At 62.6% G+C, this 26487-nt stretch carries 27 protein-coding genes; 19 read left to right on the top strand and 8 right to left on the bottom strand.

Annotated elements, in window-relative coordinates; translation table 11 throughout:
• Window positions 1-234: 234 nt before the first annotated feature.
• The 3 genes from ACVMB0_RS33450 to ACVMB0_RS33440 are packed head-to-tail and all read left to right on the top strand — an operon-like array spanning window position 235 to window position 2640.
• Window positions 235-1392: an acyl-CoA dehydrogenase family protein gene (locus ACVMB0_RS33450; protein WP_461349759.1), complete on the top strand. Its 1158-nt coding sequence runs from the start codon at window positions 235-237 to the stop codon at window positions 1390-1392.
• Window positions 1393-1402: 10 nt separating this feature from the next.
• Complete coding sequence (locus ACVMB0_RS33445) at window positions 1403-1957, top strand: flavin reductase family protein (RefSeq protein WP_456753629.1); 555 nt, start codon at window positions 1403-1405, stop codon at window positions 1955-1957.
• Complete coding sequence (locus ACVMB0_RS33440; protein ID WP_461348923.1) at window positions 1954-2640, top strand: TetR/AcrR family transcriptional regulator; 687 nt, start codon at window positions 1954-1956, stop codon at window positions 2638-2640. The genes ACVMB0_RS33445 and ACVMB0_RS33440 overlap by 4 nt, the downstream gene beginning before the upstream one ends.
• Before the next feature lie 6 nt (window positions 2641-2646).
• On the opposite strand, the gene ACVMB0_RS33435 is transcribed toward ACVMB0_RS33440, so the two are convergent.
• Entirely contained in the window at window positions 2647-3522 is an 876-nt protein-coding gene (locus tag ACVMB0_RS33435; protein WP_461349758.1) for a polysaccharide deacetylase family protein, read from the bottom strand.
• 16 nt (window positions 3523-3538) lie between these two features.
• Window positions 3539-4636, bottom strand: a complete 1098-nt coding sequence (locus ACVMB0_RS33430) for an LLM class flavin-dependent oxidoreductase (RefSeq protein WP_461349757.1) — start codon at window positions 4634-4636, stop codon at window positions 3539-3541.
• A 167-nt stretch (window positions 4637-4803) separates the two neighbouring features.
• Between ACVMB0_RS33430 and ACVMB0_RS33425 the strand changes: the two genes are divergently transcribed.
• From ACVMB0_RS33425 to ACVMB0_RS33390, 8 genes are all read left to right on the top strand, one after another.
• Window positions 4804-5679 carry an FAD binding domain-containing protein gene (locus tag ACVMB0_RS33425; protein WP_461348922.1) on the top strand — a complete coding sequence of 292 codons (876 nt, stop codon included), beginning with the start codon at window positions 4804-4806 and terminating at the stop codon, window positions 5677-5679.
• Entirely contained in the window at window positions 5676-6161 is a 486-nt protein-coding gene (locus ACVMB0_RS33420) for a (2Fe-2S)-binding protein (RefSeq protein WP_461348921.1), read from the top strand. Before ACVMB0_RS33425 ends, ACVMB0_RS33420 begins: the two co-directional genes overlap by 4 nt.
• Entirely contained in the window at window positions 6158-8548 is a 2391-nt protein-coding gene (locus ACVMB0_RS33415) for a xanthine dehydrogenase family protein molybdopterin-binding subunit (RefSeq protein WP_461348920.1), read from the top strand. Before ACVMB0_RS33420 ends, ACVMB0_RS33415 begins: the two co-directional genes overlap by 4 nt.
• Window positions 8549-8616: 68 nt before the next feature.
• Window positions 8617-9870 (top strand): ABC transporter substrate-binding protein, encoded by a 1254-nt coding sequence (locus tag ACVMB0_RS33410; protein WP_461348919.1) that lies wholly within the window; start codon window positions 8617-8619, stop codon window positions 9868-9870.
• A 48-nt stretch (window positions 9871-9918) separates the two neighbouring features.
• Entirely contained in the window at window positions 9919-10803 is an 885-nt protein-coding gene (locus ACVMB0_RS33405; RefSeq protein ID WP_461348918.1) for a branched-chain amino acid ABC transporter permease, read from the top strand.
• Between the two features lie 7 nt (window positions 10804-10810).
• On the top strand, window positions 10811-11797 hold the full coding sequence (locus ACVMB0_RS33400; RefSeq protein ID WP_456753635.1) for a branched-chain amino acid ABC transporter permease: 987 nt from the start codon (window positions 10811-10813) through the stop codon (window positions 11795-11797).
• Window positions 11794-12564 (top strand): ABC transporter ATP-binding protein, encoded by a 771-nt coding sequence (locus ACVMB0_RS33395; RefSeq protein WP_461348917.1) that lies wholly within the window; start codon window positions 11794-11796, stop codon window positions 12562-12564. Before ACVMB0_RS33400 ends, ACVMB0_RS33395 begins: the two co-directional genes overlap by 4 nt.
• Window positions 12565-12567: 3 nt before the next feature.
• Complete coding sequence (locus tag ACVMB0_RS33390) at window positions 12568-13272, top strand: ABC transporter ATP-binding protein (protein WP_461348916.1); 705 nt, start codon at window positions 12568-12570, stop codon at window positions 13270-13272.
• A 35-nt stretch (window positions 13273-13307) separates the two neighbouring features.
• On the opposite strand, the gene ACVMB0_RS33385 is transcribed toward ACVMB0_RS33390, so the two are convergent.
• Entirely contained in the window at window positions 13308-14459 is a 1152-nt protein-coding gene (locus ACVMB0_RS33385; RefSeq protein ID WP_461348915.1) for a zinc-dependent alcohol dehydrogenase, read from the bottom strand.
• Between the two features lie 183 nt (window positions 14460-14642).
• Between ACVMB0_RS33385 and ACVMB0_RS33380 the strand changes: the two genes are divergently transcribed.
• From ACVMB0_RS33380 to ACVMB0_RS33350, 7 genes are all read left to right on the top strand, one after another.
• Window positions 14643-15650: an ABC transporter substrate-binding protein gene (locus ACVMB0_RS33380; RefSeq protein ID WP_461348914.1), complete on the top strand. Its 1008-nt coding sequence runs from the start codon at window positions 14643-14645 to the stop codon at window positions 15648-15650.
• Between the two features lie 37 nt (window positions 15651-15687).
• A complete protein-coding gene (locus ACVMB0_RS33375; RefSeq protein WP_106329293.1) occupies window positions 15688-16503 on the top strand; it encodes an ABC transporter permease in 816 nt (271 codons plus the stop codon).
• A gap of 4 nt (window positions 16504-16507) precedes the next feature.
• The gene (locus ACVMB0_RS33370; RefSeq protein ID WP_456753639.1) at window positions 16508-17293 is read left to right on the top strand and encodes an ABC transporter permease; all 786 of its coding nucleotides are present in this window, start codon (window positions 16508-16510) and stop codon (window positions 17291-17293) included.
• Window positions 17290-18348, top strand: coding sequence for an ABC transporter ATP-binding protein (locus ACVMB0_RS33365; protein WP_461348913.1), 1059 nt, complete (start codon window positions 17290-17292; stop codon window positions 18346-18348). The genes ACVMB0_RS33370 and ACVMB0_RS33365 overlap by 4 nt, the downstream gene beginning before the upstream one ends.
• A 9-nt stretch (window positions 18349-18357) precedes the next feature.
• Window positions 18358-19197, top strand: a complete 840-nt coding sequence (locus ACVMB0_RS33360) for a phosphodiesterase (protein ID WP_461348912.1) — start codon at window positions 18358-18360, stop codon at window positions 19195-19197.
• Window positions 19198-19436: 239 nt separating this feature from the next.
• The gene (locus ACVMB0_RS33355) at window positions 19437-20174 is read left to right on the top strand and encodes a Crp/Fnr family transcriptional regulator (protein ID WP_456753642.1); all 738 of its coding nucleotides are present in this window, start codon (window positions 19437-19439) and stop codon (window positions 20172-20174) included.
• Between the two features lie 137 nt (window positions 20175-20311).
• A complete protein-coding gene (locus ACVMB0_RS33350; RefSeq protein ID WP_461348911.1) occupies window positions 20312-20581 on the top strand; it encodes a hypothetical protein in 270 nt (89 codons plus the stop codon).
• A gap of 48 nt (window positions 20582-20629) precedes the next feature.
• Here ACVMB0_RS33350 and ACVMB0_RS33345 read toward each other — a convergent pair whose 3' ends face one another.
• The 5 genes from ACVMB0_RS33345 to ACVMB0_RS33325 form a co-directional block, all read right to left on the bottom strand.
• On the bottom strand, window positions 20630-21724 hold the full coding sequence (locus ACVMB0_RS33345; protein WP_461348910.1) for an amidohydrolase family protein: 1095 nt from the start codon (window positions 21722-21724) through the stop codon (window positions 20630-20632).
• Between the two features lie 188 nt (window positions 21725-21912).
• Window positions 21913-23208 carry a TRAP transporter large permease gene (locus ACVMB0_RS33340; RefSeq protein WP_461348909.1) on the bottom strand — a complete coding sequence of 432 codons (1296 nt, stop codon included), beginning with the start codon at window positions 23206-23208 and terminating at the stop codon, window positions 21913-21915.
• A gap of 15 nt (window positions 23209-23223) precedes the next feature.
• On the bottom strand, window positions 23224-23736 hold the full coding sequence (locus tag ACVMB0_RS33335) for a TRAP transporter small permease (RefSeq protein ID WP_461348908.1): 513 nt from the start codon (window positions 23734-23736) through the stop codon (window positions 23224-23226).
• 42 nt (window positions 23737-23778) lie between these two features.
• Window positions 23779-24801 (bottom strand): TRAP transporter substrate-binding protein, encoded by a 1023-nt coding sequence (locus tag ACVMB0_RS33330; protein WP_461348907.1) that lies wholly within the window; start codon window positions 24799-24801, stop codon window positions 23779-23781.
• Window positions 24802-24845: 44 nt separating this feature from the next.
• Window positions 24846-25589 (bottom strand): GntR family transcriptional regulator, encoded by a 744-nt coding sequence (locus ACVMB0_RS33325; RefSeq protein WP_461348906.1) that lies wholly within the window; start codon window positions 25587-25589, stop codon window positions 24846-24848.
• 81 nt (window positions 25590-25670) lie between these two features.
• On the opposite strand from ACVMB0_RS33325, the gene ACVMB0_RS33320 reads away from it, so the two are divergent.
• Window positions 25671-26477, top strand: coding sequence for an SDR family NAD(P)-dependent oxidoreductase (locus tag ACVMB0_RS33320; protein ID WP_461348905.1), 807 nt, complete (start codon window positions 25671-25673; stop codon window positions 26475-26477).
• The last annotated feature ends 10 nt before the right edge of the window (window positions 26478-26487 follow it).

Raw genomic sequence — 26487 nt, 5'->3', positions numbered from 1 at the left:
TGCACGGTTCGGCGAGCGGCTGTTGCCGCAACCGCGATCCCCGATCGTTGATTTAGCCGGATGTAGCCTTGCGCGCCTTGATCTCTGGTGATCGAACGATAAACTAAGCCGCACAGCTCGATCGCACGCGCAAAACGTCCTGGAGATCGAACGAAGGAAGAGACCATGGTGGAGGTTGGCCGCGGGCTCGACGCGAAGGTGCCGCCAGGCCCAGACGTAGAGCGCTGTGCTGTCATGGTTGCGCGGGCCATGGCGCTTGTTCCGGCCTTGCGTGAGCGGGCGCAGCGAACTGAAGAGTTGCGCCGCCTGCCGCCGGAGACCGAACGAGAACTGCAGGATAGTGGCCTTTTCCGGATCCTGCAGCCCAAGCGCGTCGGAGGCAGCGAACTCGACTATGTTGCCTTGGTCGATTGCGCCGACGCGCTGGGGCAGGGCGATGCTTCGGTTGCCTGGAACTTTGCCAATCTTGCAAGTCATCACTGGATGCTGGGGATGTTCGCGCCCGAGGCGCAGGCTGCGGTGTGGGGCGAAAATCCAGAAGCGCTGATCGCGTCTTCCTTTGTCTTCCCGGCGGGCCGTGCCAGGAAGACAACTGGCGGATATGTGCTGACCGGCCATTGGCCGTTCTCGTCCGGCGTGGAAGCCTGCGGATGGAACATGCTTGCGAGCGTCGTTGCCTCGGATGATGAGGCCGATGGTGTCGAGTATCGGCTATTCCTGTTGAACCGACGGGATTACAGCATCGACGATACCTGGAATGCGGCTGGCCTGCGCGGAACTGGATCGAACGATGTGCGGGTGGCCGACGCATTCGTTCCCGAGCATATGACGGTGGCCGTCAGCGATCTTGCCGGAGGTGCGACACCAGGCAGCGTCGTCAATTCGAATGCACTTTACAAGCTTCCGGTCTTTTCGTTGTTTCCCTACGTGCTGTCCGGAGTCGGACTGGGAAACTCTCAGGCCTGTCTTGACGATTATGTCGAGATCGCGCGACACCGCGCATCGACATACAACCGGGCCAAGATCGGGGACCTGCAGAGCACACAGATCAAGATCGCCGAGGCGTCGGCGAAGATAGATGCCGCGCGGCTTATCATGCGTGCGAACTGCGTTGAAGTGTTAGCGCAAGTCCGGCGCGGCGAGATTCCGAGTATTGCACAAAAGACGAAGCTGCGGCGCGATGGGGCGTTCACGGTCAATCTGTGTACCGAAGCGGTATCGCTTCTGTTTGCCGCGAGCGGGGCACGCAGCCTGTTCACCTCTGGGGCGCTGCAGCGTCAATTCCGCGATGCGCATGCGGTAAACGCTCATCTCGCCTTCAATTTTGATGCGGCGGGCACCAATTATGGGCGGGTGGCTCTCGGGCTGCCGTCTGAAAACCTGACACTCTGAGCCTCGCTGGATGTCCGACTCACCCAAACATCCAACGGATCCAGCCAATGAGCTCGCAACCGGCAGTTCGACGATCGACCCGCGTGACTTCCGCAATGCGCTCGGTACGTTTGCGACCGGTGTGACGATCGTCACCGCGATGTCTGCCGAAGGACGGCCGTACGGTATCACATGCAATTCATTCGCGTCAGTGTCGCTCAACCCGCCGCTCGTGCTGTGGAGCCTGGGTATTTTCTCGCAGGGGCTGCCGATCTTCCAGAATGCCACTCATTTCACGGTCAACGTGCTTGGCGCGTCCCAGCAGGCGCTGGCGACGCAGTTTGCCAGATCGTCGGGTGACAAGTTCGCCGGAGTGAGCTGGACGGCAGGTCTCGGGAACGCTCCCGTGCTGGCCGATGTGGTTGCGAATTTTCAATGCCGTGCGGCCAACCGCTACTACGGTGGCGATCACGTTATTTTCCTGGGAGCGGTCGAGGCATACGCGTACAACCGGAACAATCCGCTGTTGTTCGCGCACGGAGCTTTCGGCCGGTTCCTGGCAGACGATGGTAGCAAGCCATCATGAATCGAAAGGCGTCGGCCAAGCGAGTTCAAGTCAAGCAGAGGCGACTATCAGCCGACGATCGCCGCAGTGAATTCGTCGCCAAGGCAACCGAGCTCTTTGCGGAGGAGGGATTTGGCGGCGGCACGCGTACGCTTGCTCGCAAGCTCGGTGTGACGCAGCCGCTGCTTTATCGATACTTTCCAAGCAAGGACGATCTCATCAAGGAGGTTTACCGCAAGGTATATCTTGAACCGCTTGAAATCGGCTGGGAGAAATTGCTGTCGAATCGGTCGCGACCGCTCCGCGTGCGGCTGCAGGAATTCTACGAGATCTATACGGACGCGATCTTCAACCGGAAGTGGCTAAGGATCTATCTTTATTCGGGCCTGAAGGGTCTGGATATCAATCGGTGGTATGTTGGCATGGTCAAGGACAAGATCCTGACTCGTATCCTCAGGGAATGCCGTCACGAGGCCGGCCTTGCGACGCAAAGTAAACCCACCGCCGCCGAGCTGGAGCTGGCCTGGGTGTTCCACGGCGGCATCTTCTACTATGGCGTACGCAAGTACATCTACGAGGCGCCTGTCCTGGAGGATAAGGCGCAGATGATCAGTGATGCGCTGGATATCTTTCTCGCGGGATTTGAGAGGATGGCGGAAGTCGCAACCGACCGTCGACGGGCGCCGATCAAGGTCGTCGGCTGAACCGCTCTATGTCGTCGCCATCTGACCCCGATACCAATCGCCGATCTCGCTTGCCGTCATCAGCGCTACGGCGTCGTGACCGACCACGTAATCGAGCAAGGCTTCAAGGTACTTGATTCGATGTGGTACCCCGGTGATGTAGGGATGCACCGATATTGCCATGATCCGCGCGTTCTCTGCGCCTTCGAGATACAGCCGATCGAACTGGTCGGTGCAGCGCGTCAGGAACTGCTCCGACGGAAGATGCTGTAGCGCGTGAATGACGATGTCATTGGTCTCAACGGAATATGGAATCGTCGTTACGATTCCGTGCGGCGTGGCGATATCCTGCGGCAGATCGTCGATCACCCAGTCCGCCACGTATTCGATCCCGTTGAGGCGCAGGAGATCGAGCGTCTCTTCGGTCTCGGTCAAGCCCGGGCTTTCCCATGATCGCGGTGGCTTGCCGGTGAATTCTGCAATGGTGTCGACCGCGCGCTTGATTGCGTCCGCCTGGTTCTCCAGCTTGTGCATCGGGCCCTGGACAAATCCATGACCCATGAATTCGAACCCGGCCTCGAGCGCTGCCGACGCCACGCGCGGATAGCTGTTGCAGACGTTGGCATTCGCTGCGAGCGTCACCGGTATCTTTCGATCGGTGAATGCCTTGAATTGACGCCAGAAGCCGGCGCGCATGCCGTATTCATGCCAGGACCAATTCGGCACGTCAGGCAGCAGGGGCTGGCCCATTGGTGGGCTCAGCACGGTACGCGGCATCGCATTTCCGATGCGCCATTCCTCGACATTGAGGATAAACCAGACGGCAAGCTTCTTGCCGCCAGGCAGCGTCAGTTTCGGCCGGTCGACCTGTGCCTGGTACGGAATGCGATCAGTAAAGGCCATGTCGGAACTCCCTGGATCACGCTGCTGATCCGGCGCCTGCGGCATTAATGCGTGGCATGACCTTCTCGGCCATCAGGATCATCGATTGACGACCAAGCTCGCGATCCTTCCAGTCCTTGCCGGCATAGAGCAGAGTTCCGAAGGGGCCGGTTTCCTCCTGGAACGCGAGTAGTTGATCGGTCACGCTTTCGGGTGTGCCGTAGATGATCAGCTTGTCGCAGATCGAATCCAGCGTAATTTCAGCATCTGGTTGGTCGCGCCGTGTCTTGAACAGCTCGAGCCGTCCGCTGCGTTTCAGTTTCGTGAACAGCTGATGATAATAGTAGACATAGGGGCTGTCCGATGACGTGGCATAGGCCCGCGCCGTTGCAGCGTCCTTTGCCACGAACACGCTCTTGGCAACGCGCCAATTGGCGATGTTCGCGGTCCGGTCCGCGCGCTCGCATCCCTCTACATATTTAGGCCAATGGCTCTTCACCCAGGCGGGCATCAGGAAGTTTGCCGAGATCGGATCCCAGCCGCGTGCCGCGGCTTCCGTGACGCCCTTTGAGAACGGCGCAACCGCGGTCACTACGATCGGCGGGTGCGGGGTCTGCAGGGGACGCGCTACGATTCCTTGGCCGATATCCTCGATCAGAGTCTTCTTGACCGAGACATTCCAGTACTTGCCTTGCAAATCATAGGGCGGCTTGCCGGCCCAGATATCGAGAACCTGATTGATGGCTTCGAGGAACATTGCATTGCGATCGGCATCGAGATTGCCGAAGATTTCCGCGTCTGACAGCAAGCCGCCGGGACTTATGCCAAATATGAAACGGCCATCGAGCATGTGATCGAGCATGGCGACGGATGCGGCGACGGTTGCCGGATGGGTGTTCGGCATGTTGATGGTGCCGGTTCCAAGCTTGATCTGTTTGGTCGCGGCCGCGAGCCAGGCGATGAAGGCGATGCTGGATGTGATGTTCTCGGCCTTGTCGGTGAGATGCTCACCGACATAGGCCTCGCTGTACCCGAGCTCGTCGGCGAGCAGGAACGCTTCACGATCCTCCCGGAGCGATTGCCGCCAATCCTTATCGAGAGGATGGATCGGCATCGTAAAGAACCCGAGCTTCATGATCCGCCTCCCTGCGTTGGACTTTATTTGGCTAGGAACCTGCGTCCATCCCGCTACGAAGACAAGTCCCGCCGAGCAAATAATCACTCGATAAACAAACTTGACCTTTGATCGGGGCGGCCCTCTAATCGGGCAAACCAAAATTGGGCCCGGGAGGCCACGCCCACATGAAAGCTGCGGCTTTCGCCTACGCCCGCGCGACCAGCGTCGTGAATGCGCTGGAGCTGCTTGCCGCGCATGGCGACAGGGCGAAGGTTCTGTCGGGTGGCCAGAGCCTGATGCCGGCGATGAACCTGCGGCTGTTATCCCCGGACATTCTGGTCGATATCGGTGGCCTTGCCGAGTTGCGCGGCGTCGCGGTGAGGGGAGATCTGCTGGTCATTGGCGCGCTGACCCGGCATGTCGACCTGCTCAATTCGCCGGAGGTTGCGCTGCACGCTCCGCTGCTGCGCGATGCGGTTGCGCAAGTTGCTCATCCCGCAATTCGTAATCGCGGAACGATCGGCGGCAGCCTGGCCCATGCCGATCCTGCGTCGGAGCTGCCGGCCTGCGTTGTTGTGCTTGACGCCGCGATCGTTGTTCGCGGGCCTCGCGGCGAGCGCCGGATTTCTGCCACCGCATTTTTCAACGGCATCTACGACACGGCGCTGGCGCCGGACGAATTGCTGGTCGCGGTCGAGGTGCCGGTCGCAAGGCTCGGCGCGGCATTTTTCTTTCACGAATATGCCCGGCGGCATGGTGACTATGCGCTCGTTGGTCTGGCCGCTCGCGCTGTGATCGCGGGCGATCGGTTCGCGGAGCTTCGGCTCGGCTACTTTGCGGTTGGTGATCGGCCGCTGCTCGCAGCGGCCGCCGACAAATTGATCAATGTATCCGTGACCCCAGCCTTGCTCGCGGAGGCAACGGCCGCTTTGGCCGACGAACTCGATCCGCAGGAAGATCAGCAGGCCAGCCCGGCCATGCGCCGACATCTCGCCACGGTCTTGCTCCGGCGCTGCGTGGCCGCGTTTCTCGCGCGACCCGAACTCGGGGTGACCTCGTGAACGCTCCGATACCGGTCTCGCTGTTGGTCAACGGCGAAGCCGTCGATGCATTTGTCTTGCCGCGGGTCAATCTTGCTGACTTCCTGCGGGAAAACCTGAAGCTGACCGGAACTCACGTCGGTTGCGAGCACGGCGTGTGTGGTGCCTGCACGGTCCGGATCGACGGTGAGATCGTTCGCTCTTGCCTGATGCTGGCGGTCCAGGCGCAGGGCGCCTCAGTCGAGACGATCGAGGGGCTGTCCGACAGCGGCGAAATCGCCGATCTTCAGGCGGCCTTTCGCGCGCGCAATGCTTTGCAGTGCGGTTATTGCACGCCCGGGATGCTGATGACAGCGCAGGACCTGCTGAAGCATACGCTTACGCCTGATCGCCAAGCGATCCGCGAGCACCTATCCGGCAATTGTTGCCGCTGCACCGGCTATCAGGCCATTGTGGACGCAGTGGAGGCGACAGCTAGGACGCGCGCGGAGCAGTCGGCATGACGGTGACACCTGCGCCAGCAGAAACGCTTTCGGTGCTCGATCGCCCGAATTCCTATATCGGCAAGACGGTGCCACGGCCGAACCTCGACCGGCTGCTGCAAGGGCGCGGGCAATATGTCAGCGACCTGGAATTGCCGCGGATGGCGCACGCGGTTTTCCTGCGGTCACCGTATGCCCACGCCAGGATCGTGGCGATCGATGTCGACGCAGCCAGGCGCATGCCCGGCGTCACTTCCATCGTCACGGGGCGTGAGCTTGAGGCTGTCATCACGCCGTGGGTCGGCGTGCTCTCGCATTTGAAGGGACTGAAATCGGCGCCGCAACACGCGATCGCGGTCGACCGGGTCTGCTGGCAGGGGGAGGCCGTTGCGGCGATCGTGGCAAGTAGCCGCGCGGCGGCCGAAGATGCCATGGAGCATATCTCCGTCGACTACGAGGAGCTCGAGGCAGTCACGGACATGCGCACGGCGCTCGATCCGGCAACCCCGGTCATCCACCCCTCGCTCGGCGACAATCTTGCCTTCGAGCGAACGCTCGAGGCCGGCGGCGTCGACCATGCCTTGTCGGAGTCCGAGGTGGTCGAGGCCGATTTCGTCTTCGGGCGCCACACCGGCGTGACGCTCGAACCGCGGGCCGTTGTTGCCGACTGGAATGCGGCCGAGGCGCGGCTCACGATCTATCAGGGTACGCAGGCGCCCCATATGGTGCAGAACATCGCGGCCCTGCATCTCGGATTGAGGGAGGCGCAGGTCCGGGTGGTCTGCAAGGATGTCGGCGGCTCGTTCGGCGTCAAGGTCCACATTTACGCCGACGAAATGGCGACCTACGCACTGGCCAAGCTGCTGCGGCGGCCGATCAAATTCGTGGCCGACCGCGTCGAAAGCTTCAACACGGACATTCACGCCCGCGATCACCGATGCCGGGGACGGATTGGCGTCAGGCCGGACGGCACCATCACGGCTTTCGAGATCGACGACCTGACGGGGATCGGGCCCTATTCGATGTACCCGCGCACCAGCGCCATCGAGGCCAACCAGGTGGTCAACCTTGTCGGTGGCCCCTATGTCACACCGAACTATCGGGCGCGGGCGCGGGTCGTCTTCCAGAACAAGAACGTGATGTGCCAGTACCGGGCGGTCGGACACCCGATCGCCTGTTCGGTCACCGAAGGCCTGGTCGATCTTGCCGCAGCCAAGATCGGCATGGACCCCGTTGAGATCCGCCGGCGCAATTTGATCCCCGACGATGCCTATCCCTGTGCATCGCCTTCCGGCATGAAGTTCGAGCAGCTTTCGCATCACGCCTCGCTGGCCAAGCTCCTCCAGATGATGGATTACGACGCGTTGCGCGCCGAGCAAGCGGAATTGCGCGCCGGGAATGTGCATCGCGGCATCGGAATCGCCAGCTTCATCGAGGTGACCAATCCCAGTGCTGCCTTTTACGGCGTCGGTGGCGCGAAAATCTCGTCGCAGGATGGTGTCGCGGTCAGGCTCGACGCGCAGGGATCGGTGATCTGCCAAACCAGCATCACCGAGCAGGGGCAAGGGTCGGAATCGCTGACCGCCCAGATCGTGGGCAGCGTGCTTGGTGTCTCGATGGACCGGGTCCGCGTGACCCTGGGCGACACCGACCATACGCCATATGGCGGCGGCACCTGGGCTTCGCGCGGCGCCGGCATCGGCGGCGAAGCCGCGTTGCAGGCAGCTAAGGTTCTGCGCCGGAATATTCTCGATGTCGCGGCTGCCATCCTGCAATCGACGCCGGCCGGCCTCGATATCGTCAACAACAGCATCGTCAATGCCAGCGACGGCGTGCCACGCATGGAGCTGAACGAGCTGGCGCGGATCGTTTATTTCCGGCCAGACACCCTTCCGCCCGGGATCCAGCCCGAGTTGATGGCGACCCGGCATTTCGTTCCGCGCCAGTATCCCTTTGCATTCACCAACGGCGTGCAGGCCTCATGGCTCGAGGTCGACACCGACACCGGGTTCGTGACGCTGCTCAAGCACTGGGTTGTCGAAGACTGCGGAACCATCATCAACCCGCAACTGGTCGATGAGCAGATCCGGGGTGGGGTCGTGCAAGGGCTCGGCGCGGCGCTGTTCGAGAAGTGCATCTATGACGAACGCGGTCAGCTGACCAACGCCAACATGGCGGATTACCTGGTCCCGATGTCCGGCGAGATGCCAGATATCGAGATCGGACACGTGGTGTCTCCGACGCAAGAATCCGAGCTGGGAGCCAAAGGGGCGGGTGAGGCGGGCACGGCTGGCGCGGCAGCTGCGGTCGCCAATGCGGTTAACGACGCGCTGCGGCCGTTTGGCACGATAATTACCGAGATTCCGCTGACGCCCCGGGTTATTCTGACGGCCTTGGGACGAATCTGAGGTGGAGAAGTTTCGGGCAAGGACAATACGCTAAGCAAAACACAGACAGTTCTTGGGGAGGAATAGTCATGACGAGCAAGGTCACCAAAGCCGGATCGGTATCGCGGCGTCGTCTGCTGACGACGGCAAGTGCCGGCGCCGCTCTCGCCGTCTCACCGTTGCGCATCAATCTGCTGCGGGCCGAGGAAGCTCCCATCAAGGTCGGCTTCCCCGTTCCCTTGACCGGCCCGTATGGTGCCGAGGCGCAGGACCAGGTGCGGGCTGGCCAGCTTGCCATCGCCCAGTTCAATGACGCCGGCGGTCTCAACGGCCGCAAGGCCGAACTCGTCGTGCGCGACGACAAGCTCAATCCTGGTGAAGCGGCGACGCGGACACTGGAGTTGGTCGAGAAGGAGAAGGTGAATTTCGTCGTCGGCAGCCTGTCGGCCGCGGTTCAGCTCGCGATCAACAACGTCACCAAGGAGCGCGGCGTCATCTTCAATTCGATCAGCCAGTCGGACGCCATCAATGAGGCGGCGGACTTCAGCAAGTACACCTTCCACGAGGCGTTGAACCCGCATATGACGTCGGGCGCGGTCGGCCGTTACGCCTTCGCTAAATTTGGCAAGAAGGTTGCGTTCCTTACCGCGGACTACGCCTATGGCCACGAGATGGTTCGCGGCTTCCTCGAGGTCGGCAAAGAATTTAACATCGAGAATCTCGGTGATATCCGCCATCCGCTGGGAACGACGGACTTCTCCACGCTGCTGCCTCGTCTTCAGGCGCTGAAGCCCGATATTCTCTGCATCAGCAATTTCGGACGGGACCAGCAGATCGCCCTGAAGCAGGCGACCGATTTCGGCATCAAGAAATCGATCCAGATCATCGCGCCGCTGCTGTCGCATGCCAGCCGCGTCGCAGCGGGCCCGCAGGCATTCGACGGCGTCGTCGGCGGCTGCTCGTTCTACTGGGGCATCGAGGACAAGTTCGCTTCCACCAAGGCGTTCAACGAAGCTTTCCGCAAGATGTACGACGGCAAGTTGCCGACCGATTATGGCGCGCTCGGCTATGGTGGCGTCCGGACAGTGCTTGAGGCGGTCAAGGGCGCGGGCAGCGTGGAGACCGACAAGGTCGTCGCGGCATTGGAAGCCCTGAAGTACGATTATTACAAGGGACCGCAATACTACCGCAAATGCGATCATCAGTCGGTGCAATCGGTGCTCGTGATCAAGTCGAAGTCCAAGGACATGAAGAACGAGTCCGATGTGTTCGAGGTCCTTTCGACCGAAGAGCCCAACGAGAAGTACCTGCGCAGCTGCGAAGCCCTTGGTCACAAAAGCTGAGCGATACGACGCGCGCCGGTAGCGGTGCGCTTCGTCCGAGGGGGACAAATGGCGGGCCTGAGCTTCGATCTGATTGCGTTGCAACTGTTCGCCGGGCTGGCGCTTGGTGCGATCTACGTGCTGTTTGCGATCGGGCTCTCGCTGATCTTCGGGATGCTGACGGTCGTCAACTTCGCCCATGGCGCGTTCTACATGGTCGGCGCCTATGTCGGGCTTTATCTGGTCTCGATCGGGGGTAATTTCTGGATCTGTCTCGTGGCTGTGCCGATCCTGATCGGCCTGTTTGGCCTCGCGGTCGAGCGCGTGCTGATCCGGCCGCTCTACGGTCGCGGCATCGATTATCCGCTGCTGCTGACCTTCGGGTTGAGCTACGTGATGGTCGAATGCGTGCGCATCGCCTTCGGCAAGACTGGCTATCCCTTCGATACGCCGGAGGTCTTGCAAGGCGCCGTCAACATCGGTGTCGGCTATTTCCCGCTCTACCGTCTGTTTGTGATTGGAGCGACGGCCGTCGTCCTGCTGGCGCTCTGGCTGTTCCTGGAGAAAACCAGCTTCGGGCTCGTTATCCGCGCCGGCGCGCGCGATCCGCAGATCGTCCGCGTCCTTGGGGTCGATGTTTCCAGGGTCTGGTTGATCGTGTTCGGGATCGGTACGGCGATTGCGGGCCTTGCCGGGCTGTTGGCTGCTCCACTTCAGGGCGTCATTCCGGAGATGGGCGGCACCATTCTCGCCGAAGCTTTCGTCGTGACGGTGGTCGGAGGGATGGGGTCGATCGGCGGCGCCGTCCTTGCAGGCCTGCTGGTCGGTGTGGTGGTCAGCATGACTTCGCTGTTTGCACCTGAGATGGCCAAGGTTTCGATCTTTGCCCTGATGGCGATCGTTCTGATCGTGCGTCCCCAAGGGTTCTTCGGCCGCGCCGGATTGATGAGCTGAGCCCGGCATGACCGAAACGATTCAATCGATCAAACAGCCTCCTGCCACGACGGTCAGCTGGTACGAGTTCGCAACGCGGCATCGCGCCAGCATCGTGGCTGCGGTGATCCTGGTTTTCCCGTTGGTGATGCCGTTCACGGCGCTCGCCGTGAACATCCTGATCTATGGGCTCTACGCGCTCGGCTTCAACCTTGTGTTCGGCTATCTGGGCCTTCTGTCGTTTGGTCATGCGGCGCTGTTCGGGACTGGTGCCTATCTCTGCGGCATCGCCATCGTGCATTTTGGCTGGCCATGGTATGCGGCGATCGCTGCCGGCATCGCGGGTGGCCTGCTCATGGCGCTGCTGATTGGCGTGCTCGCGATCAGGACCCGCGGCATCTACTTCGCCATGGTCACGATGGCGCTGTCGCAATGCGTCTACTATCTGTTCTACCAGGCGGTTGACCTGACCGGCGGCGAGAACGGGCTTCGCGGCATCAATGTCCGCACCATCGATCTGTTTGGCTTGCGGATCGACTTCATCAATCCGATGATCCGGTACTACGTCATTGCGGCTTTCGTGATCGCCGCATTTTTCGTGATGTCGCGCATTCTTGCCTCGCCGTTCGGTGCCGTCATTGAAGCGGTGCGGGAGAACGAGATGCGCGCCCGTGCCTCGGGCTATGACGTGACCCTGACACGCTTGCTGACCTTCATTTTATCTGGCGGCTTCTGCGGCCTTGCTGGTGCTTTGCAGGCCTTGCATCTGTCGATCGTTCCGATCGAGATCCTGCACTATGAGACTTCGGGACTTGTCGTGATGATCGCTCTGCTCGGCGGGATGGGGACATTCTTCGGGCCGATGATCGGCGCGGCGGTTTTCCTGGTCCTGGAGAATATCGTCTCCGTGTGGACGGTTCACTGGCAACTGATCGTTGGCGCCATCTTCATTGCATGCGTGCTGTTCTTCCCCGCCGGCATCTGGGGCACGCTGATCGCGCGAGGCAAGCGATGACCGCCGCAGCAAACCAAGCCGGCGAGATCATTCTGCGCACCAGTGGCGTCGGCAAGACGTTCGGCAAGTTTGTCGCGCTGAACAACATCTCGGCCGAGTTTTCCAGGGGGACGATCACCTCCATCATCGGTCCGAACGGGGCCGGAAAGAGCACCTATTTCAATTTGCTGTGCGGCGCTTTTCCGCCCACGAAGGGTAGCGTCGAGTTCGAGGGCAGGGACGTCACCGGCCTGCCGCAGCATCGCTTTGCTCACATGGGGATCGCAAAGTCCTTCCAGATCACCAGCGTGTTTCCGCAGCTCACGACGCGTGAGAACATCCGCGTCGGCCTGCAGGCTCTGGTGTCGCGATACGACCTCTGGCGGCCTCGCGCGCGCCTGACCGAACTGGTCGAGCGGGCGGACGAGCTGCTGGCTCTGGTCGGGTTGTGGGACTCCCGGGACCGCGCCGCCAGGACGCTGGCCCATGGCGAGCAGCGTGCGCTGGAGATCGGCATGGCGCTTGCCAGCCAACCCCGTTTGCTGCTGCTGGACGAACCGACGGCCGGCATGAGCCCGGAAGAAACCCGGACCATGATGGATCTGATCGTCAAGCTCGCCAAGGAGCGCACCGTCATCCTCGTCGAGCACAAGATGAAGCTGGTGCTCGGGATCAGCGATCGCATCCTGGTTCTGCACCACGGGGAACTGCTCGCCGAGGGAACGCCGCAGGAGGTCCGGCAGAACGAGGCAGTGAAGCGCGTCTATCTCGGCCAGCGGGAGCATTGACGAATGCTGCAGATCAGCCAGCTCAATGCCTGGTATGGCGCAAGCCACGCGCTGCAGGACATCAGTCTCGAGGTGATCAGCGGCGAGATCGTCTGTCTGATCGGCCGCAATGGCGCCGGCAAGACGACGACGCTGAGATCGATCATGGGCTTGATGGGGCGGACGCGCGGCTCGGTCAGCTTCAAGGGCGAAGAGCTGCTGAATCGGCCGGCGCATGTGCGCTTCGCGTTGGGGCTCGCCTATGTCCCCGAAGAGCGGCGGATCGTGCAGGGGTTGTCGGTGCGAGAGAATTTGCGGCTCGGGCTGGTAGCGTCAAAGCAGAAGAAGCGGGAAGCCGAGTTGATCGACGAGATTTCCGTGATCTTCCCGCGGCTCGCCGAACGCATGGATCAGGAGGCGGTCACGATGTCCGGCGGCGAGCAGCAGATGCTGGCGATCGCGCGCGCGATGATCGCAAAGCCCGACCTGATCATGCTGGATGAACCGTCGGAGGGCATCATGCCCGTCCTGGTCGACGAGATGTTCGAGCTGTTCCGCAGCATGAAGGCGCAGGGAACGACGGTTCTGCTGGTTGAGCAGAACGTCGAGCTTGCGCTTGGTATCGCCGATCGTGCCTACGTCCTTGATCAGGGGGCGGTGGTGCACCAGGCGTCGGCGCAGGAGTTGTTGGCCGACGACGAGGTCAAGGAGCGCTACTGTTCGGTGTGAACCGGATCAGTGCTCCTGCGTCCGCACGATAGGCTTCATTCGGCAGCGCTCGCGATCGCGCCGGCCTTGCGATTGGTCAGCACGACCTTGATCGCGTCGTCGACGCGATCCCGCGCATATCTCAACGCGGTCGGCAGGTCGCCCAGCGGAAACGTATGCGTGTGGATCTTGGTCGCATCGAACCGCTTCGCCGCCATCAATTCCATCGCGCGATGGGTCGCGCTTTTGCCTTCGCCGCGGATGCCGTAGGCGTAGATGTTGTTTCGCACGAGATGCGCGATGTCCAGCGTCGCGGCCTCGTGCGGGAAGGCGGCCAGACAGATCTTGCCGCCACGATTGGTCATGTGAATGGCCTGGTTGAGTGTCGCTTCGGTGCCGGCGCATTCGACGACGTAGTCAGCACCGATCCCCCCTGTAAGTTGCTTCACCACCGCAACGGCGTCTTCGTCGTTGATGTTGATGACGCGATCGGCTCCCAATTCTCTGCCGATCGCGAGCCGCTTGTTGCGCGTGCCGGTCAGGATCACCGGGCTCGCGCCAAGCGCCTTGGCCACGGCAACTGCGAGAAGTCCGATCGGTCCCGGGCCGATCACCACGACGCTCTCGCCGGCCACCAATCCCCCCAATTCCGTCAAGCCATACATCGACGTCCCGGCGGTCACCACGAGCGTCGCTTCCGCATCGCTCATGGTCTCCGGGACGCGTGCCAGCGTATTGATGTGATTGACCGCGTATTCGGCGAATCCGCCGTCGGTCGTGAAGCCGTTGGCGCGGTGACCCTTCTCCGGCTTTCCATAGTTGAGACAGGATGTGTACATGCCCTGGCGGCAGCGTTTGCATTGGCCGCAGCCGGCATGGATTTCGACGCTGACCCGCTCGCCGATCCTGAACTCGTCCACATCAGGGCCGAGCGCGGCGACTGTGCCCATGTACTCGTGACCCGGCGTGAAATTCTTGTTGAAGGGCTGGCCGCCCTGAATGCTGGCCGGCGACCCGGCATGGATGATCTCGAGATCGGTGGCGCAGATTGCAACCGCGTCGATCCGGACCAGAACCTCGGCACGCGACGGGATCGGCGTTGGCTTTTCGCGAAGCATGAGCTCGTCGGGGTCGCCGAGGACCCAGGCTTTCATCAGGTCGGGGACGGGAAGGTCGGGCGATGTCTTGACGCCGGTTGGCTGGTACATGGGCTTCCTCTTTTGGCTGGCAGCCTAGCCCGAAATGACCGGCGGCGACGAGCGTCCCATCGTTGGCTTCGCATTTGCTGCACGGCAGCGAGCGCGTCGCAAAACCGTCATGCGCGGTCTATACTTGGTCGCTCCGTTGATGTTGAAATCCGCATTGCATCCTCTCTCAGACCGGAGCCTCCCATGAAGACCGTCCGCCTTGTCCTTGCGTTGCTGGCGCTGACACTGATCGCGCCGTGGCAATCCGCTAAGGCGGCCGACGTGATCTGCTACAACTGCCCGCCGGAGTGGGCCGATTGGGCCTCGATGCTGAAGGCAATCAAGGCGGACCTCGACTACGACATCCCGCACGACAACAAGAATTCCGGCCAGGCGCTAGCTCAGATCCTGACCGAGAAGAGCAATCCGGTCGGCGATATCGGCTATTTCGGCGTGACCTTCGGTATGAAAGCCAAGGCGCAGGATGCGCTTGAGCCCTACAAGCCGGCGCATTGGGACCAGGTCCCCGCCGGCCTGAAGGATCCGGACGGCTATTGGACCACGATCCACTCCGGCACGCTCGGCTTGTTCGTGAACAAGGACGCGCTCGGCGGCAAGCCGGTGCCGGCCTGCTGGAAGGACCTCCTGAAGCCCGACTACAAGGGCATGGTCGGCTACCTCGATCCGTCGTCGGCGGCGGTCGGCTATGTCGGCGCGGTCGCGGTCAACCTGGCGCTCGGCGGCTCGCCCAGCAATTTCGATCCCGCGATCAACTTCTTCAAGGAGCTGCGCAAGAACGATCCGATCGTGCCCAAGCAGACGTCGTATGCCCGTGTCGTCTCCGGTGAGATGCCGATCCTGTTCGACTACGACTTCAACGCCTATCGGGCGAAATATTCGGAGAAGGGCAACTTCGAGTTTGTGATTCCCTGCGAGGGTTCGGTGGTGTTTCCCTATGTTGTCGGTCTCGTGAAGAACGCGCCCGACAAGGAGAAGGCCAAGAAGGTGATGGACTATCTCTTGTCCGACAAGGGACAGGCGATCTGGACCAATGCCTATCTGCGTCCGGCCCGCCCGATCGAACTGCCGGCGTCCGTGAAGGGCAAATTCCTCCCCGACAGCGACTACGCCCGCGCCAAGAGCGTCGATTGGGGCGAGATGGAAAACGTGCAAAAAGCCTTCGTCGACCGCTATCTCGCCGAGGTCCGCTGAGGCAATATGGTGCTTCTCGCGGGGCACCATTCTTCCGATGTCGCAAAAATCCTTCGTTTGGCTCTGCCTGCTGCCGCTTGCGGTCGTGACCACGGCCTTCTTCCTGCTGCCGATGGCGCGCCTGGTGGTAGCAGGGGCTGAAGGGCCGCACGGGCTCGCCGGATATCTCGCCATCCTGACGGAAGGCCGCTATCGCGCGACGTTGATCAACACCGTGCTGCTGGCGGCGGCAACCACGGTCGTCACGCTGATCGTGGCGACGATTGCCGGAATGTTCCTGCAGCGGCACCGCTTTCCCGGCCGCGCCGTGCTGATCGCGATGCTGACCTTTCCGCTGGCGTTTCCCGGCGTTGTGGTCGGCTTCATGATCATCCTGCTGGCGGGGCGGCAAGGGCTGATCGGCGATCTCTCGAATCGGATTTTTGGCGAGAAGTTCGTCTTCGCCTATTCGATCTACGGGCTCTTCCTCGGCTATCTCTACTTCTCGATCCCGCGCGTGATCCTGACCATCATGGCCGCCGTGCAGAAGCTCGACGTCGGCCTCGAGGAGGCCGCGCGGTCGCTTGGCGCCAGCCCCTGGGCGGTGCAGCGCGACGTCGTGCTGCCGGCGCTGGCGCCGGCTTTCGTCGCCTCCGGCGCGATCGCGTTTGCGACCGCGATGGGCGCCTTCGGCACTGCCTTCACGCTGGCAACGAACATCGACGTGCTGCCGATGCTGATCTACACCGAGTTCACGCTGGCCGCCAACTTCGCGACCTCGGCGGCGTTGTCGGTGGGGCTTGGCCTGATCACCTGGCTCATCCTCGCGCTCGCCCGCACCTTCAGCGGCAGCGCGGTCGCGGCGGCCGGGTGAGCGCATGCGCGACCGCCTGATCTTCACCGGCCAGTTCGTCTTCACGCTGCTCGTTGCGGCATTCCTGGTGGTGCCCGCCGGGCTTTCGATTTCCGCCGGCGTCACCGTCAATTATTTCCGCGGCATCCAATCCGGCGTGACCCTGCAATGGGTCGCGCAGGTCTGGGAGCTCTATGCCGGCACCATCCTGCTCTCCTTCGTGATCGCATTCGCGACACTTGCGGTCACGCTGTTCGCCGGTGTCCCCGCGGCCTATGCCTTGCATACGCGTGGAGGCCGGCTCGCCCGCATCGCCGAGGAGATCATCACGCTGCCGCTGGCGATCCCCGGGCTTGCGATCGCCCTTGCATTGCTGCTGACCTATGGCGGCTTTGGCGACCTCCGCCGTTCCTGGCTCTTCATCCTGGTTGGCCATGTGATCTTCACCATGCCGTTCATGGTGCGGTCAGTGATGGCGGTGTTTGCGACGGTGGATATCAAGACACTCGACGAAGGCGCCGCTTCGCTGGGAGCGTCGCCCTGGCGGCGCTTCTGCGATGTCATCGTGCCGAACGCGCTGCCGGGAATTCTCGCCGGCGCATTGATGGTGGTCACGCTGTCGCTCGGTGAATTCAATCTGACCTGGATGCTGCATACGCCGTTGACGAAGACGCTGCCGATCGGGCTCGCCGACAGCTACGCCTCGATGCGGCTCGAAGTGGCCTCGGCCTACACGCTGATCTTCTTCGTGATGATCATTCCGCTCTTGGTCGCGATGCAACTGCTGGCGGACAAGGATCACAAGCGATGAGTACGGCCGGTCACGGTGCAGCGGTGCGGATCGAGGCGTGCGGCAAGACTTTTGCCGACGGCACCCGCGCGCTCGATCCCGCAACCCTCGACATCTCGCGCGGCGAAACGCTGGTGTTGCTTGGCCCGTCAGGCTGCGGCAAGACCACAATGCTGCGCATCATCGCGGGCCTCGAGTTGCCGGATGCGGGCGGCAAGGTCCTGTTCGACGGCAAGGACATGACCTCGGTCCCGATCGAGCGGCGCAATGTCGGGATGGTGTTTCAGTCCTACGCCCTGTTCCCCAACATGACGGTGGCGGACAACATCGCCTATGGTTTGAAGATCCGCGGCGTCGCCAGGGACGAGCGCGCCGCGCGCGTCGCCGAGCTGGTGGCTCTTACCAACATCACGGGATTGGAAAACCGCCGCATCGAGCAGCTTTCGGGCGGCCAGCGTCAGCGCGTCGCGCTGGCGCGTGCGGTTGCGATCCGGCCCGGCATCTTGCTGCTCGACGAGCCTTTGACCGCGCTTGATGCCGCCCTGCGGGACCGGCTGCGGAGCGAGCTCAACCGGCTGCTGCGCGCACTAGGCATCACGACGATCTATGTCACCCACGATCAGGCCGAAGCCATGGAATTGGGCGACCGTGTTGTCGTGATGCGGAAGGGCGCGATCGCCCAGATCGGCACGCCGCGCGAGGTCTACTTTGCGCCGAAGGATCGGTTCGTCGCGGAGTTCATCGGCGCGGCGAATATCGTGGAGGCGCCGATCGAGAACGGCGTCTTGATCCTGCCCGGCGGGCGCTTGCCGATCGAAGGTGGCGCGACGACTGCGAACGCGACCGTGATGATCCGCCCCGAAACCATTCTCGTGGTGGACGCCGGCGCAGGGCAGCTCTCGGGAACCGTCGATGCCGTCAGCTTCATTGGCGACCGGCAGCGAATTGTCGTGAGCGCCGCGTCGAGCAAGCCGCTCAATGTCGACGCGCCCAATACGATCCAGGCCAAGGTCGGCGATCGCGTAGGGCTTTCGATTGCGCCCGACGCGCTTCGTCTTCTGCCTTCCGAACCCTGAGAATTATCGATGCCGTCGAAACCAGTCCTGATCGCGCAAATATCCGACCTCCACATCAAGCCGCCGGGCACGTTGGCCTATGGCCGGGTCGATACCGTGAAGGCGCTTGAACGCTGTATTGCTGCGCTCAACGCATTTGCGCCGGCCCCCGATTTCGTCGTCATCTCCGGCGACCTCGTGGACACGCCCTCAGTCGAGGAATACGACTATCTGAAGCGCTTGCTCGCGCCGCTGCGCGTTCCGTTTGCCGGAATTCCCGGCAATCACGACTCGCGTGAGTGGATGCGCGCCGCGTTTCCAGCAGCGCGCTATGTCCACGCAGCGGGTCCGCTCGACCAGAAGATCGAGGTCAACGGGCTCGATCTTCTGCTGCTGGATTCAAGCGTCGCCGGCAAGCCGCACGGCATGCTGGAAGCGTCCACGCTGCAATGGCTGGATGCGGCGTTGGCGACCGGGGACGGCCGGCCGGCGCTGCTTTTCCTGCATCACCCGCCATTCAAGGGCGGCATCTGGCATATGGACCGGCAGGATCTCTTCAATGCCGACGCGTTGGCGGAAATCGTCAGGCGTCACCCGCGAGTGCGGTTGATCGGCTGCGGGCATGTCCACCGGGCCATGCTGACGACCTTTGCCGGGCGCCCCGTGACACTATGCCCCGCGCCGAACCACGCGGTCGACCTGGACCTTGGCCATCTTCGGGAGCCGTCGTTCAAGGTGGAACCGGCTGCCTTTCACCTGCACACTTGGTTTCCCGGACAGGACTTCGGACAGCTGGTCACGCACCAGCTCCCGATCGGCCAGTTTGACGGGCCGCATCCGTTCTTTGGGCCGGACGGCAAGCTGCTGTGAGTCGGCTCGAACGGGGCGTCAAGCAGCGGGCGCCGGCTGCAATTGAGCGTTGTAAAGGAACATATTTATTCCAAATTGTACTTTGGATGCCCGCTATCCCGATGCCACCGGCCCGGACCTTTTGTTGCTGTAGGCCGCTGGCGGGGTTATAGTCGTCCCACTTTCATTGATCGATGGCCTCGTCGGTGCCCGCGCTGCTGGCGCACCGATCGAGCGCAACATATTCAGTCTGGATCAATATGACCGGTGCGCTCCCCATAGAACGAACTGCCGGTGCGCCGTCGTTTTCCAACAACAAGCTGTCGGTGCTGCGCAAGCATCCCTATTTCGCCGATCTCGAGCCCGAGGCATTCGATCAGCTCTGTCGCTATGCCAAGCACATCACGCTGAAGCGCGGCACGACGATCTTTTCCAAGGGCGATCCCGGCACCAGCCTGATTGCGGTGATTTCGGGCACGGTGAAGATCAGCATCTCGTCGCCGGACGGCCGCAATGCGATTCTGAACCTGATCGAGGCCGGAGAGATCTTCGGCGAGATCGCGCTGCTCGACGGCTTGTCGCGGACCGCCGACGCCACCGCCAACACCAATTGCGAGCTGTTCGTCATCGACCGGCGCGAGTTCATTCCGTTCGTGCGCAGCCAGCCGACGCTGGCGATGAAGTTCATCGAGCTGCTGTGCGCGCGGTTGCGCTGGACCAGCGACCAGGTCGAGCAGGTGATCCTCCAGGACTTGCCCGGCCGTCTGGCGAGCGCGCTGCTGCGTCTCAGCGACAAGCACAAGCCGCAGGGGCGCACCATCTCGATCACCCAGCAGGAGATCAGCGAGATGGTCGGCATGACCCGCGAGAGCATCAACAAGCAGCTCCGCGCCTGGGCGACCCGCGGCTGGGTCAGGCTCGAGCATGGTGCGATCGTCGTGCTGAAGCCCGAGTCGCTGCAAGAGCTGGTCGACGCCGGGGCCGATGACGGCGAATAGCCGCTGCGGCGGCTCGGCCCGTCCGGGTCTCACGAAACGGTGAACCCGACAAAGCCTGTGAAACCATTCACATCGGTCTTGCGTGCGCTGCGGTAAGTGAACCCTCGGTGGATCAAATCCGCAATGTGGAGGAATCCATGCAGGGCTCGTTCGACAATCGACGGCAGGACCCGGAGCGCAACTACCAAAGCTTCAGCTTCAAGCTGATCGCTTTGCCGGTGCTGGTGATCGTTGCACTGATCGGGATGCTGGTCAGTCACCCCTCGGCGGTCACATGGGTATCGGACGCGGCGCAAGCGGAGTTCGCCGGAACTGAGGCCGTCTACGCCGATCCGGTGCCCAACGTTGCGGAGCTGGCGCCCACGGTTCAGCCGCGCAATCAGATGCGGACGGTGAACGCCTACTGATCGTCGCCGTCGCGTGCCATGGCGCGACGACGACAGTTGAGATCATCCTCACGCTGCAACACCGAGCAGCTTTGCCGCAGTCCGGCCGAGAATGTTGGCCTTGTCGTCGTCGCTCAGCGACGCGCAGGCGAAGATGTGGTCGATCGGCGCCAACTGCCACGGATAGGGATAGTCGCTGCCCAGCACGATCTGGCCGGCACCAACCTGGGCGGCGAGATGCCGGATCGCCTCGGGCGTGAAGATCAGCGAGTCGAAATAGATCTGCTTGAGGTATTCGGTCGGCGCCTTCTGCAGCTTGATCTCCGGATTGCATCCCTTCGGTCCGACCAGGCACGGATGGTCCGAGCGATCGGCGTAAGACGGGAGATAGCCGCCGCCATGCGCGGCAATGATCTTCAATCCCGGGAAGCGGTCGAGCGTGCCCTCGAAGATCAGGTGCGAGAGTGCGATCGTGGTCTCGAGCGGATTGCCGATCGTGTTGCCGAGCCAGCCATTGCCTGACAGCCGCTTGTTGAGCTCGGGCACGCCCTGCGGATGGATGAACAGGGGAGCGCCGAGTTCCTCGGCCTTGGCCCATACCGGGTGAAACCTGGGATCGGAGAATTCCACGCCGTCGACGACACCGCCGATCGCCGCACCCTTCAGGCCCTGCTTCTTGACCGCGGTCTCGAGCTCCTGGACCGCAAGGTCCGGCGCCTGCAACGTCAGCGAGGCGAAGGCGGCGAAGCGCTCGGGTTTCGAGGCGCAGAGTTCGGCGAGCTTTTCGTTCTGGATCTTCACGATCTTGCCCGCTAGATCGCGATCGCGGTCGTACCAGAACGGATTGATCGAGAGCACTTCCATGTCGACGGCCTGCGAATCCATCGCAGCGAGACGTTTGTCGATCTCGAGGAAGGCCTCGGCGGCGCCGTTGACCGGCGGCAGTTGATATTTTCCGGCGTCGGCGCCGAGCAGGGCGCCCGCCTCGCGGAAGTGGCAATGCGAATGAATGTCGATGGTCTTGACGCGCTTGCCGCCGACGCTGACCGGCAACTTCTGGCGCGCTTGCTGCGCGCTCGCGTTGTGGACGAGCCCACAGCCGCAGAACACGATGCCGGCCGCCGCCGCTGTGCCCGCTTTCAGGAAATCCCGCCTTGTGCTCATGACGATCGCCTCCCTGTCATTTTGTTGTGGGCGGGGAGCGTAGGGATGCCGGCGAGCGGTCGCAAGATCGCACGCTGCGCGTGCCGCGCAATGTTGATCTGCTCAGACCGGCTTGATCCCGGCCTTTTTCGATGATGTCAGCGCAATGCTGACGGGTTTGCCGCGCTTGTGCAAGATGTCGCTCGCGCTCAGTGCAGGACCTGGAGCTGCCGGGGCAACCATAGCGAGATTTCGGGGAGATAGGTCACGCACATCAGGACAAAGAACATCACCGCGTAGAACGGCCAGATCTTGCGCATGACCTGCTCGATCGTGACCTTGCCGACCGCACAGCCGACAAAGAGGATCGCGCCGACCGGCGGGTGGCAGAGGCCGATGCCGAGATTGAGCAGCATGATCATGCCGAAATGAACCGGATCGACGCCGAAATTCTTCATGACCGGCAACAGGATTGGCGTCGCGATCAGGATCGACGGCGCCATGTCGACGAGCGTGCCGAGCACCAGCAGCAGGACGTTGATCAGAAGCAGGATGACGTATTTGTTGTCTGAGATCGACAGAAAGAAAGCGGTCATCTTGGCCGGCATCTGGGTCAGCGCCATGATGTAGCCGACGCTGGAGGCACAGGCGATCAGCGTCATCACCATTGCGACCGTGCGGAGCGTGCGATGCAGCAGCACCGGCAAGTCGCGCCAGCGATAGTCGCGGTAGATGAACATGGTGACGAAGAACGCCCAGATGCAGGCGACGGCGCCGGCTTCGATGGCGGTGAAGATGCCGCCGAGAATGCCGCCCAGGATGATGACGAGGGTGATGAGGCCCCAGCCCGCATCGATCGCGATCCGGATCGCATCCTTGGCCGGCACGGTCTGGCCATGCGGATGCTTCTCGCGATAGGCGACCGCAAGGCACAGGATGATCAGCGAGAAGCCGAGCAGCAGCCCCGGGAATACGCCGGCCATGAACAGGGCGCTGATCGAGATCGTCCCGCCCGTCGCAAGCGAATAGAGCACCGCATTGTGGCTCGGCGGCACCAGCAGCGCCTGCACCGACGAGGTGATCGTCAGATTGGTCGCGAACACCCGTGGATAGCCGTTCGCTTCCATCTGCGGGATCATCACCGAGCCGATCGCGGATGTGTCGGCGACCGCCGATCCCGAGATGCCGCTCAGGAATGTCGTCGCCAGCACGTTGACGATCGAGAGGCCGCCACGCAGCCGGATCAGCCCGACCAGCACGTCGGCGAACGCAACCAGCCGCCGGGCCATGCCGCCCTCCGCCATGATCGCGCCGGCCAGCACGAAGAACGGAATCGTAAGCATCGCGACCTTGCTGACGCCGTCGGATATCTTCAGCATCACCGCTTCCAGCGGAATGCCGATCCACAAGGCGCCAACGATCGCCGCCATCGCCAGCGAGTAGGCGATCGGCATGCCGATCAGGAAACAGAGCAACATGGTCGCGAGCAGGATGGAAATATCCATGGTTGCTTCCCGTGATCAGTCGATCGATGCGTCGCGATGCGGGCCGATCGGATCGGGCGGTGCGCCCAGAAAAATCCGCTCGATGATGAAAAGCAGGAGGCAGCCGCCGCCGATCGGGATCGGAAGATAGGTGACACCGACCGACAGCGACGGGAAATCGGCGATCGTGTTGTACCAGGTCACCTCGACGAGCCGGGCGCCCCAGATGATCATGAACAGCGCGATGAGCCCCATCAGCAGCTGGACGACCAGATCCACGAGGTTGCGCAGCGGGTCAGGCAGCTTGCCGGCGAAATATCCGACGTTCATGTGCAGGTTGAGCCGATAGCCCGCCGCCGCGCCGATGAACGTGACGACGATGGTGAGCAACACCGCGAGCGGTTCGGGCCAGGATGCGGCGCTGTTCAGCACATACCGGGTGAACACCGCCCAGGGGATGACCGCTGAAATCAGCACCAGCGCCGCACAGCCCGTGATGACGCAGGTGAGATACAAATAGTCCATCGCGCGGCGATATGATCCGGCCATGACCTTGTCCTGTCAGATGTCGATGTCCTGTGTGACGTGGAGTCAGGCCGACTGGATACGCCCGATCATGTCCTGGTATTTCGGGCCGTATTTGTCCCACACTGGCTTGACCGCGTTCTGGAATGGCGTCTTGTCGGCGATCTCGATGATCTCGCACCCGGCGGCTTTCGCCTTGTCCATCGCCTGCTGCTCATAGGTGTTCCAGAGGCCGCGCTCTTCCATCTGCGCCTCGCGGGCAAGCTTCTTGATCAGCGTCTGGTCATTGGCTGACAGCGCAGACCAGGCTCGCTTCGAGAACACCAGCAGTTCGGGAACGATCAAATGCTCAGTGAGTGAGAAGTGCTTCGCTGCGGTGTAATGATTGCTGAACACGTAGCTCGGAGGGTTGTTCTCGGCGCCGTCGATGACGCCGGTCTGCAGCGCGCTGAACACCTGATCGTAGCCCATCGCGACGCCGTTGCCGCCGAGCGCATTCATCATGTCGATGAAGATCGGATTGCCTATGACGCGGAACTTGAGGCCCTTGATGTCGGCGATCGTCTTGATCGCGCGCTTGGTGTTGTAGAGGCTGCGGGCTCCGGAGTTCATCCAGCACAGCGCGACAAGGCCGGCGTTTGGGCTCGCCGTGATCTTGTCCAGCAGCTCCTGGCCGATCGGGCCGTCCATCATCCGCTCCGCATGCGCCATGTTCTTGAACAGGAACGGCATGTTGACGACGTTGATGTCGTCGACGATGGGTCCGATCGAGCCCGCGCTGACGCGCAGCATCTGGATCGCGCCGATCTGGGTCTGCTCGATGGTTTCCTTCTCGCCGCCGAGCTGCATCGAGGGGAACATCTGCACCGACAGGCGGCCGTTGGTCACTTCCGCGAGCTTCTTGCCGAGATTTTCCGTCGCGACCACGGTCGGGTAGCCGGGCGGCTGGACGTCGGACGCCTTGAACACCGCCTTCGACTGCGCGAACGTCGGGCTCGCCGCGACCGCGCCCAGGCCGGCTGCGATCTTGATCACGTCGCGGCGGTTGAGCCCGCCATCGCGGTGCTGCGCTCGATCGGTAGCGTTCATGTTGTTTCCTTCCAAAACTGCCTGGCCGGAGTCTCCGGCCGCGGTCATGCCGGCTCGCTTCGCTGATCGAAGAATTCCGGATTGTTGTGCCGGGTAGCCGAGATGTCGGCCAGCAGCCGTTCGAGATGGGTGACCATTGCGGCGCCGGCGCGCACCGCGTCATGCGCCTCGATCGCGGTCATGACGGCCTCATGCTCGGCGATAACCTCGGTCATCCGCCCGCGCTGCGGCAAGGTGAGGCGTCGGAAGCGGTCGACGTGGACCTTGACCTGCAGGATCAGCTTCCAGATGCCGGGATGCCCGGCGACGTCGGCGATGGCTGCGTGAAAGGCCTCGTCGGCCTGATGGAATGCCTCGCGATCTCCGGCCATGTCGGCCTCGCGTTGGCGTTCGAGGATCGCGTGCAGGCCGAGGATTTGGCTGGCGCTGGCGCGCTCTGTCGCCATCCGCGTCATCGTTTCCTCCAGCGACCTGCGGACGATGATCGCCTCGGGCAGGGCGGCGAGCGGGATGCGCGACACGAAGATGCCGGATTGCGGAAAGATCTCGACCAGACCCTCGTCCGACAGCCGCAGGATGGCCTCCCGCACCGGTGTCCGGCTGACGCCATAGGAACGAGCGATTTCGGTCTCGAGGATCGGGTCGCCCGGCTTGCGCTGCAACGAGACGAGCTCGGCACGCAGCTCGGCATAGATCCGCGCGGCCGCCGTCGCGGTCCGCGGGCGGCCGGTCCGCCTATGGCCGGCGATCTTGCGGAGCTGCGGCTTTTTCGGCGAGCGCGCGGGCATTGTTGCTCCTAAAATTGATATATTAGTATATGAACTCATCGTCGAAGGCAAACGCGCATCGTTCGCGTCTCGGGAGGTCCCATGACCGACTACCGCAAGCTGTTTGATCTCACCGGCAAGACCGCCGTGGTGTTGGGCGCCGCCTCGGGTATTGGCAAATCCTCGGCTGAAGCATTGGCGTCGCTCGGTGCGCGCGTGCTGTGCGCCGACCGCACACAGGAAGGCGCCGATGCGGCGGCTGCTGCGATCCGCGCGCAGGGCGGATCGGCCTCGGCCGCTACCTGCGATGCCGCCGATCGTGCCGACGTCGAGGCCTTGGCGGCGAGGGCGCTCGCGGAATTTCAGCGCGTCGACATCGCGGTGACGACGCCGGGGCTGAACATCCGCAAGACCATCCTCGATTATACCGAGGAGGACCTCGACCGCGTCATCAACCTCAACATCAAGGGCACGGTCTGGTTCTTCCAGGCGTTCGGCCGCATCATGGTCGCGCAGCAGGGCGGCAGCCTGATCGCCTGCTCCTCGGTGCGCGCGGTGACGATCGAGCCGGGGCTTGCGGTCTATGGCTCGACCAAGGCCGCGATCGGTCTTCTGGTGAAGGGCTTCGCGTCGGAGGTCGGGCGATCCGGCGTCCGCGTCAACGCCATCGCGCCGAGCATCGCCGAAACCGCGCTGACCGGCCCGTTCAAGCAGCGGCCCGATATCTACAACCTCTATGCGGGCCACACCGTGTTCAACCGCTGGAGCAGCGCCGACGAGGTCGCCACCGCCGTCGCTTACCTCGCCTCCGATGCGGCGAGCTATGTCAGTGGCAGCACGCTGTTCGTCGATGGTGGCTGGACCGCGGTCGATGGACCGCCAACGGGCCTCACGCAGCTGGCGCGCTGAAAGGCGAGTC

The organism is Bradyrhizobium sp. USDA 4451, from assembly GCF_054822585.1.
This window is presented reverse-complemented; position numbering and strand designations above follow the sequence as displayed.